At 62.8% G+C, this 12397-nt stretch carries 10 protein-coding genes and 1 pseudogene; 10 read left to right on the top strand and 1 reads right to left on the bottom strand.

The features are described 5' to 3' along the window. Positions 1–25 precede the first annotated feature (25 nt). Complete coding sequence (locus HHX31_RS16625) at positions 26–1282, bottom strand: ISL3 family transposase (protein WP_211589790.1); 1257 nt, start codon at positions 1280–1282, stop codon at positions 26–28. Between the two features lie 1852 nt (positions 1283–3134). On the opposite strand from HHX31_RS16625, the gene HHX31_RS16620 reads away from it, so the two are divergent. The 10 genes and pseudogenes from HHX31_RS16620 (at position 3135) to HHX31_RS16575 (ending at position 12278) form a co-directional block, all read left to right on the top strand. Further along, the gene (locus HHX31_RS16620; RefSeq protein WP_249346035.1) at positions 3135–3428 is read left to right on the top strand and encodes a tyrosine-type recombinase/integrase; all 294 of its coding nucleotides are present in this window, start codon (positions 3135–3137) and stop codon (positions 3426–3428) included. A gap of 504 nt (positions 3429–3932) precedes the next feature. Continuing rightward, entirely contained in the window at positions 3933–5504 is a 1572-nt protein-coding gene (locus tag HHX31_RS16615) for a 3'-5' exonuclease (protein WP_311931828.1), read from the top strand. Then, positions 5501–6034, top strand: a pseudogene (locus HHX31_RS35950) (DarT ssDNA thymidine ADP-ribosyltransferase family protein); the annotation flags it as partial. The gene HHX31_RS16615 and the pseudogene HHX31_RS35950, both read left to right, overlap by 4 nt. A 164-nt stretch (positions 6035–6198) precedes the next feature. Then, a complete protein-coding gene (locus HHX31_RS16605; RefSeq protein ID WP_169949167.1) occupies positions 6199–8043 on the top strand; it encodes an ADP-ribosylglycohydrolase family protein in 1845 nt (614 codons plus the stop codon). A 231-nt stretch (positions 8044–8274) separates the two neighbouring features. Beyond that, positions 8275–9117 carry a Scr1 family TA system antitoxin-like transcriptional regulator gene (locus tag HHX31_RS16600; RefSeq protein WP_169949166.1) on the top strand — a complete coding sequence of 281 codons (843 nt, stop codon included), beginning with the start codon at positions 8275–8277 and terminating at the stop codon, positions 9115–9117. Positions 9118–9213: 96 nt separating this feature from the next. After that, positions 9214–9630 (top strand): ATP-binding protein, encoded by a 417-nt coding sequence (locus tag HHX31_RS16595; RefSeq protein ID WP_169949165.1) that lies wholly within the window; start codon positions 9214–9216, stop codon positions 9628–9630. 8 nt (positions 9631–9638) lie between these two features. Further along, positions 9639–9905 (top strand): hypothetical protein, encoded by a 267-nt coding sequence (locus HHX31_RS16590; RefSeq protein WP_169949164.1) that lies wholly within the window; start codon positions 9639–9641, stop codon positions 9903–9905. 146 nt (positions 9906–10051) lie between these two features. After that, positions 10052–10894, top strand: a complete 843-nt coding sequence (locus HHX31_RS16585) for a sigma factor-like helix-turn-helix DNA-binding protein (protein WP_311931827.1) — start codon at positions 10052–10054, stop codon at positions 10892–10894. Further along, positions 10894–11760: a protein phosphatase 2C domain-containing protein gene (locus HHX31_RS16580; protein WP_169949163.1), complete on the top strand. Its 867-nt coding sequence runs from the start codon at positions 10894–10896 to the stop codon at positions 11758–11760. Before HHX31_RS16585 ends, HHX31_RS16580 begins: the two co-directional genes overlap by 1 nt. 326 nt (positions 11761–12086) lie before the next feature. Next, positions 12087–12278 carry a hypothetical protein gene (locus tag HHX31_RS16575; protein WP_169949162.1) on the top strand — a complete coding sequence of 64 codons (192 nt, stop codon included), beginning with the start codon at positions 12087–12089 and terminating at the stop codon, positions 12276–12278. Positions 12279–12397: the final 119 nt, after the last annotated feature.

The raw sequence follows: 12397 nt of genomic DNA, 5'->3' as shown, positions 1-12397 counted from the left end.
GCTGTGGTCGACGAAGACCGCGCCGTCAGGAGGCGCGGATTTTTCTCGGGCAGAGACATGGGGGGACACATAGCCTGCTTTGAGGAGGAATCGGGCATAGCGTAGCTGACTCGCAGGTCCGCCCACCTCTCGGCCTACTCTCGAACCTCCGTTCACCGAGAGCCGGCAGGAGTTTCGCTTGAGGGTCGTCGTCGCGCCGCCGCCCGGCCGCGCTTCCCTGACAGGATGCGGTCTCGACGACACTGCCCCTCGGCCCCTCGACCAGAGCAGTAGCGGTGCCGGTTGTCTTGCGGCGAGCAGTGCCGTTTCCCGACCGAAAGGGGCTCTTCGAAGTTAAGCGGGGTTGAGGTCCGCGGCTTCGTCGGGTGGTGGCGCAGCGGGTGCGTAACCGCTGGTTTTCGGGGTTGCGGAAGCCGTAGGCGTCGCGGGCGACGGTTTTGATCACGCGGTTGGTGCCCTCGGAGCCGGCGTTGGTGATGCCGGTGTGGAGGAACGCGAGGATCTCGGGCCACCAGGTCTGGACCGTGCTCGCCAGGCGTTCGAGTTCGGGCAGGCCGGAGTCGGCGCAGCGGTCGTAGAAGCGGAACAGCCGGTCGGCGACGACGGTGCGATCGGGGTGGGGGCGCGCCAAGGCGAGCAGGTCGAGCAGGTCTTCCTTGGCGTTCCACGCGGCCAGGATCGGATCACCGATCCGCTTCGGGAGCGCCATCAGGTCATCGACCATCGGGTCGAGCTGGGAGGCGTGCATCCGGGCGGCCGAGCGGGTCAGACGGTTACGCAGTTCCCATTCGCGGTTACCCTTGCGCCCCCGCCTACCCCGCACCTGAACGGTGACGCGGCGGCGGACCTCGGTGACGGCCGCGTTGGCCAGCTGCACGATGTATAAGTGATCGACCACCAGCCTGGCCTGCGGTAACGCCGCCCGGACGGCGGACTTGAAGATGGTGCACATGTCGATCGCGACGAAGGCCGCGCCATCGCGCCAGGCCTGGGTGCGCTCGCCGAGCCAGGCGGTGACAGCAGTGCTGGTACGGCCTTCGACCTGGCCGAGCAGTCCCTGCCCGCCGGACAGGTCGACGAAGCCGACATGCCATCGGTCCACGGTGGTCTGCCAGCTGCCGGTGGTCTCATCCCAGGCCCAGCGGGGCCGGCCGCGGCGGATCTCATCGATCCCCAGCACCGTGACAGGACCGGGCTGATCCGGCAGCACCCGCTGGGCGTGCGCGGTGAACGCCGCCCAGGCCACCGGCCAGGACAGGCCGTGGTCGCGGGCCGACTGCACGATCGTTCTGCCACGGTCGGCGACGGCCGCCCCCGGCGGCCTGGCGTAAATCGCACCGTCAGCCGAGCGCGGGCCGGGACCTGCGCCACCTGCTCGGTGAACGTCCCCCGCGGGCAGGCCTGCTCGTCGCAGTACCAGCGGCGTTTACGCCAGCGCAGGTCACAGCGGCGGCCGGCGATCGGCAGGTCACGCGGCCGGGTGGTCACCCACTCCTTGACCCGGGCCGCGACCACCCCGCACTCGGGGCAGGCCCGGGCGCCCTCGTCGGCGGTGACCAGATGCACGATCGGCCCCTGCCCGCTCTGGTTCCCGTCCTGACCTGCTGCGACGACGTCGACGACGGCCAGGCCCTCCCAGGCCCAGCAGCCGGGTCGTATCGTTGACCATGCTCGCGGCTCTTCTGTTGTGATCTTCTGCCTAGACAACAGAAATGATCAACGGGAGCCGCGAGCTCCCTCAAGAGGCAATCCATCCCGGCAGCCGCGCGAGCAGGCGCAGCCGGGCCTCAACCCCGATCAAGTTCGATGAGCCCCTATAGGAGGACGGCACACGCCTGAACGTAGGGTCGCTTCACTTATCAAGAAACGGCAACACGTGTTCGACCTGGTCTCACTGCGGCTCGACCTGCGGGGGTCGTCCACTCCCTTCCGTCAGTGTCCACGGTCGTCCATCTCCGTCGTCACGCAGTTGGTCACGCACCCGGCCTTATGTCATTCTGACCTATAGGAGACCACTCAATCTGGTGGTGCAGTGAGCGGTAAAGGTCGCATCCGAAAACTAGCCTATAAGCTAGCCAATATCTGGATCGGTAAGTTAGACGACGCGTTCGTCGAAATAGACGCGTTCGCTTGGGTACAGAGATGGTCCGTCAGCGGAGATCCTTATCATCACCGTTACAGAGATCTACGCTTCGACCGGCGCATGGAAGCGCGCCCAGCAGTGGATGATGTTTCCGACTCGGCCCAAGTTCTCATGGAAGCGAGCGACCGCCTACGCCCCGATAACGATACGCCTCTCGTCGTAGCGCTCGATCGTCTATTCCTGAGACTGGGACCACCGCCGGATGCGGCCAGGCGCGTGAAGGGCGTTCCCGCTCAAGGGGACGGAGGGGTGAGCGAATGACTCCCGGCTCCGATCGTTTACCCACTGGGCTGGAGATTGCCCAACAGTGGGCCCAGCTTCCCCCAGAGCACTTGCGCCGTCGCGCTGAAGGCACTGGAACCTCAACTCGCACGCGAGCATGCATATCGCATGGCCAAAGAGAGGTTCGCGCATCGCCTGCTCATGGCCGGGCTCAGCATGGGCTTCGGGCTTTCCCTGGTAATGCTGGTAGCCGCGGTCCTGGTCGGTCTACAAGGGCAATCGTGGTTGGCGGCTCTGTTCTCTGGCCCCAGCATGCTGACGCTGGTCGGGATGTTCGTTCTGCGCAAGTTCGAATCTCCTCGCGGAGGAGCGAGAGAAGCGCCTCTTGAGCCTCCCTCATCCGCGGGCCCAGCTGCGGAGCCAGACGCGCCATTAGTGTGAAGTGTCGCCGAGCGATGGCCCCGGGGCATCTGACTTCCAGGACGCTATGTGCATATCAGTGCCGCGTGCCTCGTGTCCTGATCTCTCGAAGGGCAAGCCCGGCCTCGCGTGTACATGTTCCCGGTGACCTTCCGCGCCCGCTGGTTGCCCAACCCACACGGCTGGGCTCTGCCTGGGTCGATGGCGGGCGAGCGATCAGGACTTCCAGCCCCGCTACCTACGGCCCGACGCTTCCGCGGGCCACCTCTCGGAGCCTGAGCTCCCCGGGGTTTGGGCAGCGCCCCAAGGTCTTGCTGCTTCCCTGGAAAAGACTCTCATCTGCAAAACCATGCCGTCAGTTCGCCGCCGACCGTCGTACCGTGCTTGCCGGCCGATCGAGCCGTCGAACTTCCGGCGGAGCTTCGCCAACGCCTGCGCCAAGGCCAAGGTGCGGAAGGTCCACGTCCACGCGACTCGGAAGACCTGCGCGTCGCTCTTGGTCGCCCTCGACGTTCACCCGCGCGTGGCGATGCAGATCCTTCGGCACAGCCAGATCTCGGTCACGATGAACATCTACAGCGAGGTCTCGTCAGAGGAGACGCGCAAGGCGCTCAAGCGGCTCGGTGAGCAACTGGATTCGTAGCGGTTGCTGTATTTCGCTGCTGTACGAGATCGCAAAGGCCACTTCCTGATCACGGGAGGTGGCCTTTGACGTGGGGTGGAGCCTAGGGGATTCGAACCCCTGACTTCCTGCTTGCAAATCGGCCTGATCACCAGGGACAACGGCCGCGACCTGGGCGAGAAGCCGACCGCGAGTGACCATGAGTGCCCCCTGGTGACCGCCCTTAATGGCACGCTAATGGCACGACGCCCACGCCAGCGAACTGCCCAGACAGGGGGCCTGCGCGACCCGCCTCCTGGTCGCCCCTGTCCTCCTCGTAGCTGCCGACCCCCAGGGCGGGGCCGCCGTGTCAAGGGTCAGCGAAGCTGATCGCGAAGCGACGCCGTAGGCGCTCTTGACTCGGCGGACGCGTCCGGGACACTTGAGCAGCGAGGAGACGAAGATCATCAGGCTCTCAGTCCCTCTCAGGCTAACCGCTATGGCCAACACAACCATTGACATGCTCTCTTCCCCGCTTGTGGCGCTATGTCTCCTTTCTCCCAAATGGATATGAATCAACCTCCTCAAGCATCGTTTGGGCTACTTGCGCCTTTCGTGGCTTGTCATACTAATTACTCGGCATGCGCAGCACACGGCACGGAAGATAGAATGTCCCCTTATCCATCGACAGACCGTGGAATAGGGGAGTGTGCAGTGGGGTCGCTGCGACTTCGCGGGAGGCAGTCAGCCGTCGTCTACCTGGCCCCCGTAGGCCACACGGTCGTACTTGGGACTGCGGGCACAGGCAAAACCGTGATGGCAATGCTCCGATCGCGGTATCTATCGGATCCTAATACTGACAACTACGGCCCCGTTCTACTAGCAACTTATAACAATGCTCTCGTTTCATATATTCGCCGACAGCAAGGCAAGGACTTCGCACAGGTCCAAGTAGAGACCTACGCTCGATTCGCTAGAGGGTATCTAAATAGCCGAAATCTGATGCCCTCTAACTACAACAGCATCGTCAAGCCTCAGCGAAAGCGCGTTCTGATCGAAGCTGCAGTTCGGACTGTTGCTTCGAAGTATAAGCCGCACAAGTTTTTTGAGAACGACATCGACTTCTTCCAGGATGAGATTGCTTGGATTAGTGGGATGGGGATAGCAGACCTCCCCTCCTACCTCCAAGTCGATCGGGTGGGCAGAGGCACAGGACTCAATGACGGACACCGTAAGGTTATCTGGAGCATCCTAGAGAACTATCGCAGTCGTCGCGCCGCAGCAGGCTACTTGTATGACTGGAATGATATAGCCACCGCGGTCCGACGCGAGTTGGCAACCGATGAAACACCGCGCATATATAAGCACATTGTTATCGACGAAGGCCAGGACCTGTCGCCGGAGATGATCCGCTCACTTGTAGACGCGGTCGACCCGTCTGGTTCTGTAACATTCTTTGGCGACTATGCTCAACAAATTTATGGACAAGCGCTCTCCTGGCGCTCCTGCAGCCTGAATATCAAGAAAATAGAATTGTTTCGGGATAACTACCGAAACACCGCAGCCATCGCCCGGCTAGCGATAGCTATGAGCAAAATGCCTCACTTCGGCGGGGCAAAAGAGGACTTGGTTGAACCGATTGCTCCGACAGCCCAGGGAAGCCCACCTTCCGTCGTTGCGTGTAGGAACATCCAAGAAGAAATACGGTTCGTGCAAACGCAGGCTACAGCGTTATCGCAGATCAACAGTGTCGCAGTGCTAGCTCGCACCTGGAATGATGCGAAGCGTGCGGTTGCGGGACTGCGAGCTAAGCCAATCAAAGACGATATGAATAGGTGGGACGATTCACCGGGTATCTACTACGGGACATATCATTCCGCCAAAGGACTTGAGTTCGATGCAGTGATAATGCCATTTTGTGGTGCCACCACAGTCCCCCTCCCTGAAGTTGTCGCGGCTTTTGGCGACGAGGACTCGTTCGCGCGCGAGGCAAAGCTCCTCTATGTCGCTGTCACGCGGGCACGCTCGGATCTCATCATCACTTACAGCGCGGATCACGATGTTCTTACGCCGCTACTGCCGACCGAACCTGGGCTCTATGCGATGGTGACGCAATGACAATGTCGGTTGCTGCCGCTCTAGAACGGGTTGGGATCACCAGATTGGCGCACTTCACCCCAGCACAGAACCTGTTCCACATACTTGCTGACGGTGAAATCAAGAGCAGTCGGGACCTTGCAGCCGAATCGCGTGAATACTTCACCCCTACCGACTTAGAGCGACTTGATAAGCATCCGGATAAGGTATGCTGCAGCTTCGAATATCCCAATGGGTATTACTTAGCCAAGGCCACCAAGAGACCTCAATTTGCTAATTACCACGATTGGGTTTGCCTTCTCTTAGAGAAAGAGATTGTTCTCACACCGGGCACCTTGTTCAGCGCTCACAACGCTGCCACAGGGTACGGCGTTCACGCACGCAGCGGTGGCGAGGCCCTACTCTCCTGCTTCGCAAGCCGAGCCGGCGTCTGGGATCGCAGGCAGACGCACCACCCACAAGCATCTACTGACCTTCAAGCTGAGGCGCTTGTCCCAGGTCCGGTCCCCTTGTCGTACCTCCGTGCCATAGTGGTTCCCAGCGCCAAGGCAGCCCAGCAGGAGTGGGGGCGACTACGCTTGCTAGGAGTAGCAGCCAACGACTACCAGTGGGTAGTGGCACCGACGTTCTTCGACAGGGACGAGCTCACTAAGAGGCTGCGGTACGGCGGGGTGATCACCGAAACCGTCTGGCAGCCACCTCAGGACGGCACCTCGTGATTAGCAAGAAAACCGTTTCTTCAAACTTCACTGATAAGGTGGAGGGCGCGATACTAGGCGCCGCAGTGGGTGATGCGCTCGGCTGGCCCCAAGAGCAGCGTAGCGGTATTATCGGAGGAAAATCTGCTAAATCAGTTCCTCCCCGCCCCATCTTTAGGGAGTGGACTCGCCTTAGCGGCTCGCGCTTCAACAGATACGAAGACGTGGTTCGTCCGGGAGAGTACAGCGACGATACACAACTCCTGTTATCAGTTGCTCGCGCATGCTTCACTGACGAGTGGGTTGAGTATTTTAGCCGAGTAGAGCTTCCCGCATGGCCTGCGTATCAACGTGGTGGAGGCAGGGCCGTATTAAACGCTGCGCGTCACTGGGGTAGCTTCGATGCCCCGCCATGGTATGTACCAACGCGGTCTGGAGCTGGCTCCGAGGAGCAGACTTCAGATTACTTTTCCCGTGGCGCGAATGGCGTTGCCATGCGTATAGCACCGCATGCCATTGTAACGGCAGATATGGATTCACCCGGCCCACTGGTGTCGAGAGTACTAACGGATGGCATTCACACGCATGGCCACCCCCGCGCTCTCATGGGTGGACTCATCCACGCCCTATCGTTACGCTACGCTTTCCGTCTCAACGGCACTCTAGGCTATAGCGATCTCCTAAGTTTCCTGTATGCCGACTCTACATGGCAGGACCCCGAAGTACTTGAGGGTCTTCCGGCCGAATGGCGGTCTGCCTATCAATCGGTCACCCATAAGTCACCAGAAGCAGCTTGGCGCCAGACGGCTGACGAAACACGTGGTCTCCTCGAAATCGCGTTGCTGGCGTTGGAGCGCGGGGCCGCGGTAGATGACGAGACTACCCTGGGGCGCCTCGGATGCTTCGATAAGAAGCAGAACGGTGCTGGTCATGTTACTGCTGTAGCGTCTTCGTATATCGCATCGAGAACAGCGACGCGTCCGCTCAGCGGGCTATTGCTTTCCGCATTCTTGCCCGATGCCGACACTGATACTTTGGCTTCGATGACGGCGTCACTTTTAGGTGCTGTTCAAGGCGCTGAGTGGCTTTCTCCTCTAGCAGAACAGGTACAGGATTCTAATTACCTAAGGCGTATCTCTCGCACCCTCGCCGCCCAGACGTTAGGCGCAATAAGAGATAATGAGCTTTTACCGAAGCGGTCCATGGGTGGGTCAATTCGGCGCGAATCTGTGCGGTTCAGGGATGAGCTTGAGCGTAGCAATTCCCACACCACCGTCACTTTTATCGACGGGCGACAAATGCGACTCGAGGAACGCGAGATTCTCGTATCACATTCGCAGTCGAGCCGAGTTTTCAGATGGCGTCTTCGCGCTAACGATGGTCAATCAATAGTCGTCGATCGCATCCATCGTGCTGGCTCTGACAGCTTCCGCAGGATTGACAGCAGGTTTGCACCTACAGGTAGTGAATATAAGCAACAGGAGCTATTTCCTGAACCGTATCTCGACGACTCTCTTTATGATGCCGCAAACTTCACCACGCTGGAGGAAGCAACTTCTGCACTAGTCGTTGCCCAGAGAGAGATCAGCATTAGAGAGGAATTTGGTCGCCTCCAAGTTCTTGCCACCACATCCCCCCGGCAGGCCGTTGTGGCAAGCAGAAGAACAATGGAGAGAATTCTAGAAGCCGCCGAGCATAGCCGTTCGGGGCTTGACGCTGACTTACGCGCCAGGGCAAGAGATGTGTGGCGTCTGGCTGCGAGCGTCGCGCATGATGGTGATCATTTGAGCATAGAGGCTGCGGTGAAGTATGTGCAGGCAACAGAAAGAGTGGCCATTCAGGTAGCCAGATCGATGGCATGAAATTGCAGCGCCTATGCGCGGCGGCGAAGGGTGTGGTACTTGACTAGGCGTCTCTCACGGCACTCGCTGCCGGCGGGCGGGACCGGCCCCCAGGCCGCATGCCCGCCCGCCGAGCGGGCGTAGGGCCACGAGGCGGCGCGGAGCGCCGCCCTTGATCCCTATGAGCACAATTCAGCAGAGTTCCTACTGGCTCTGGGCCATCTGGTCGGGTGCCGGTGGTAGAACGCCAGCATGGAGGAGCGGCGGGATCGGTTGCGGGAGCTGGGTGAGCTGCTGCGGCGGCTGCGTAAGGATGCGAGGCTGACGGGCAAGGAGCTGGCGCAGCGCGCTGGGGTGGCTCAGCCGACGATCTCGCGAATGGAGACGGGGCGGCTGTTACCGACGCCGGAGACGGTTGAGCGGGTGTCCGCGGCTCTCCAGCTCGACCAGGACGCGCGGCGCGAGTTGGACGCGCTGCTCGTGCGGCTGCGTGACGAGGTGTCGCGGCTGAGGAACGGACTTGCCGGCAAGGAGGCGGCGAATGCTGCGCGGGTGCGCTCGTCGAAGTGGATGGCCGTTTTCTCCTCGGCGATGGTTCCGGCGCTGTTGCAGACGGCGGAGTATGCGCGGCTGGCGGTGGCGATCGGCCGGGATGCCGATGAGGACGATGCGGCCAAGGCCGCGGCCGTACGGGTTGATGCTCAAGCGGTGCTGTTTGAGGAGGGCCGGCGGTTCGCGTTCGTGCTGACTGAGGGTGCGGTGCGTACCTGGCCGGGGTCGCCGTCGTTGATGTTGGCCCAGCTCGATCGGTTGGCCCAGGTGTCGACGATGCCGCATGTCCGGCTCGGCGTCGTGCCGTGGAAGACAGAGGCTCCGGCCTTCCCGTTGCACGGGTTCACTATCTTCGACGGGTCGGTGAGTGTGCTGGAGAGCCTGACCGGTGACCTCACGCTGACGGAGGCGACCGAGATCGGGGCTCATGAAGAGGCGTTCGAGGCGTTCGCGAGTGCAGCAGTGTACGGGGATGAGTTGCGGGCGCTGCTGGGTGAGATCGCCTCAGACTTCCGAGAGCTGGCGAAGCAGCTCGATGAGTGACGCATTTATGCGCCGTATTCCTTGAGAACCGTCTAGCGTTGGTCATACGCTCACGTCGAAGGCATGTCTAGCCCCCTATACGACGGAGCGTGTCCCATGCCCCCATGGCGCCTATCCCGGCACTTCCTCGGCCGTCCCACCTCGGTCACCGAAGCCCGCCGCTTCATCACCGCAACCCTCGGCGCCTGGCCTGTCGTCGAGTCAGCCGAACTCATCGTGAGCGAACTGGCAACCAACGCCGTCCGGCACACCGCCTCGGCCCGCTTCGGCGGCAAGTTCATCGTCAGCATCCAAGCCGAACCCGATCAGGTCTGGCTCGGCGTCACCGACGAAGGCGGCCCCGGCCTTCCCCGGCTCGTCCGGCCCACCGACGACGAGGGCGGACGCGGCCTACTGCTCGTCGCCTCCCTGGCCGACAACTGGGGCGTGTACGGCAACCAGGCTGGCCGCACCGTGTGGGCGCTGCTCAAGGTCGACCCCATCGCAGCCGCCGCACAGGCGACGTCCCGGTGATGAGCTGCGTGAGCCCGCACATCCCCGATCGCCGGCAGCCCGGATGCAAGAAACTGGCCTGGTTCGAGCCCTCGGACGGAACGCGGGTACGAGTGATCGCCTGGACCTGCGACTGCCTGGCACTGGTCTATGAGCTGTGCCAGGCGGGCGGGCAAGGCTTCATCCGACGCACCCTCCAAAACGAGGACGCACCCGAGATCCGCGAAACCCACCGCTGGCCCATGGCACAGGCGCGTGACATCTGGGCGGCCCTGCTGACAGGAATGGCGCGGTGAGCCCGCGCGGGGTCCCCAACCGGCGATCAGCGATCCGCGCCGTGGACCCAACGACCGGCAAACCCCTCAAAACCGTACTGTCAAGAGGGATAGACGGCATTTCGTCTAGGGCCCTAGACTCGGCTGTGCACCATCAAGGAGGAACCGTGCCACCGAGCGACCTGGACAAAATCGCCGCCATCGACGATCCCTATCTCCTGCTCCGGGTCGCCACCGAACGACTCAACGCCGCCCAGCAAGAAGTCACCGAACTGGCCCGGCTCCGCCGCCGCGTCATCCAGGAGCTTCACGCCCAGGGCATGTCGTATGCGCAGATCGCTGAGAAGGCCGGTCTGTCGCGCGGGCGTATTCACCAGATCCGCCACACCGGCCCCGCCCCCGAGGGCGCGTTCCTCGGTATCGGGTCGGTGACCGTGGTGACCCCGCTGCGGCACGACGCCGCGACCGGCCGCTCCATGGTCGCACTGGACGACATGCGCGCCGGCAAGCGCCTGGAAGACCTCGCCCGGACCTTCGGCCTGACCGTCGCAACCGACAACGTCACCGTTGACGGGCAGATCGACCTCAACCGGCCCGGCCTGCTCGTCATATGCGGCCCCCGCATGTCTGAGGCCATGCGGACCGCGTACGACGCCGACCCGGTCATCCACTGGGACCGCGACGACAACGGCTGGAAGCTCGTCGACACGCGTACCGGCCGCGAATACCGCTCCGGCTCCCAGCTCGACCCACAGCAGCCGACCGACTCGGCCTTCCTCGGCCGGCTGCCCCGCCCGGACGGCAACGGGTCGTTCCTGGCCATCGCCGGTATCCACCCCAACGGCTCCCTCGGCGTCATCCACCTACTCGCCAATGAGATCGCCACATTGTGGGGGCAGGTCGGCGACCGCCGCTTCTCCTGCGTGGTCGGCGTCGAATACGACCCGCAAACCGGGGAACCAGTGCGGGCGGAACTGGCCAGCCCGCTCTACCGGCACGAGGACACCTGATGCGCGTCGCCTTCGCCAGCGAACCCGCCTACCCCGACCGGCCCAACGAAGACTTCATCGGCGCCACCGCCGACGCCGTCGTCCTCCTCGACGGCGCCAGCATCCCCCCAGGTGTCACCTCGGCCTGCTCCCACAGCGTGCGGTGGTACTCCCACACCCTCGGCTCCACCCTGCTCGCCGAGATGACCCAAAGCGCCGGCCCCCTGCCCGAACTCCTCGCCCAGGGCATCAAGCACGTCACCTCACTGCACGACTTCACCTGCGACCTGACCCACGGCGGCTCCCCCTCCGCCACCGTCATCATGCTCCGCCACACCGCCGACCACCTCGACTGGCTCGTCCTCGGCGACAGCACCCTCATCCTCGACACTCGCGCGCCCGAACCGCTAGTGCTCTGCGACGACCGGCTAGAACAGGTCGCCGCACCCCACCGCGCACGGCTCGACAGCCTGCGCGGCGGCACCCCCGAACACGCCGACGCCCGCCGCGAGTACGTCGAAACCCTCGGCCAATACCGCAACCGCGACGGCGGCTTCTGGGTCGCCTCCACCGACCCCCTCGCCGCCGACCAAGCCCTCACCGCCACCATCCCCACCGACCAGGTACACGCCACAGCCCTGCTCACCGACGGGGCCGCCGACACCGTCAGCCGCTATGGCCTAATGACCTGGCGACAGCTCCTCGACACCCTGGCTCAAGACGGCCCGGCCGAACTGATCCGCCGAGTCCGCGAGGCCGAGCGAACCGACCCTCACGGCGAACGCTGGCCGCGAAGCAAGCCCCACGATGACGCGTCCGCCGTCTACTGCATAGGCAGCAGCGTGGCGGGCCATCAAGTGTCTCTCTGCTGCGCCCCAGCTCTATGAGGGATCTGTTCCATAACAGCAGCCAAAGTTGTAGTAGCTGCGCACGCAACAGACCGCTATCCTGGCGTGATTGAAACACGAATAGGGCCCTGGCTTTGCCACGCCAGAACCCTCTTCGTATGGCTACGCCGACCCTTGAGAAGGCCCCGGCGCGCTAAGTACCCGTACAGCTAATTGCAGAGTACTTAGTGCCCACGTGGAGTGCAACACATGTGATGCACACGGTGATGCACAGATGCCATGCACGCGTGTGATGCACGCGTGTGATGCACACGTGTGACGGTGCCCCTCCTGGAGTCGGCTCAACAGTGGTTTCAGGAGGCTCTATGGGCAAGAACACCTCGTCCGGCGGTGGGCCGGACAACCCCGGCCCATCCGGGATCACCATCTCGGAGGGCGCCCTGGCCCTGATTGTTAGGGCCCTCGTGCTGATCGTGCTGACGCTGGCGGCCGCGTGGCTTATCGCTCACGGATTCGACCCGGCGTTCCTCGCAGTCATCGGCAAGCTCAAGGTGTGATCCTTCGTTTCCCAGGTACTGGTGGTCTGCCCTTCATCAGGCAGACCACCAGCCGTGGTGCCGGACCTGAGAAGCCATCGTTCCTGCCGCAGTTGCGTGGCTGAGAGAGTCGGCAAGGC

The sequence above is a fragment of the Microbispora sp. H11081 genome, assembly GCF_012999535.1.
Classification (GTDB): domain Bacteria; phylum Actinomycetota; class Actinomycetes; order Streptosporangiales; family Streptosporangiaceae; genus Microbispora.
This window is presented reverse-complemented; position numbering and strand designations above follow the sequence as displayed.

Bases quoted from the DNA above. Each gene is read 5' to 3' on its own strand.
- HHX31_RS16620 (WP_249346035.1), top strand. From the start codon at position 3,135: ATGCCGTCAGTTCGCCGCCGACCGTCGTACCGTGCTTGCCGGCCGATC.
- HHX31_RS16615 (WP_311931828.1), top strand. From the start codon at position 3,933: ATGTCTCCTTTCTCCCAAATGGATATGAATCAACCTCCTCAAGCATCG.
- HHX31_RS16600 (WP_169949166.1), top strand. From the start codon at position 8,275: ATGGAGGAGCGGCGGGATCGGTTGCGGGAGCTGGGTGAGCTGCTGCGG.
- HHX31_RS16595 (WP_169949165.1), top strand. From the start codon at position 9,214: ATGCCCCCATGGCGCCTATCCCGGCACTTCCTCGGCCGTCCCACCTCG.
- HHX31_RS16580 (WP_169949163.1), top strand. From the start codon at position 10,894: ATGCGCGTCGCCTTCGCCAGCGAACCCGCCTACCCCGACCGGCCCAAC.
- HHX31_RS16575 (WP_169949162.1), top strand. From the start codon at position 12,087: ATGGGCAAGAACACCTCGTCCGGCGGTGGGCCGGACAACCCCGGCCCA.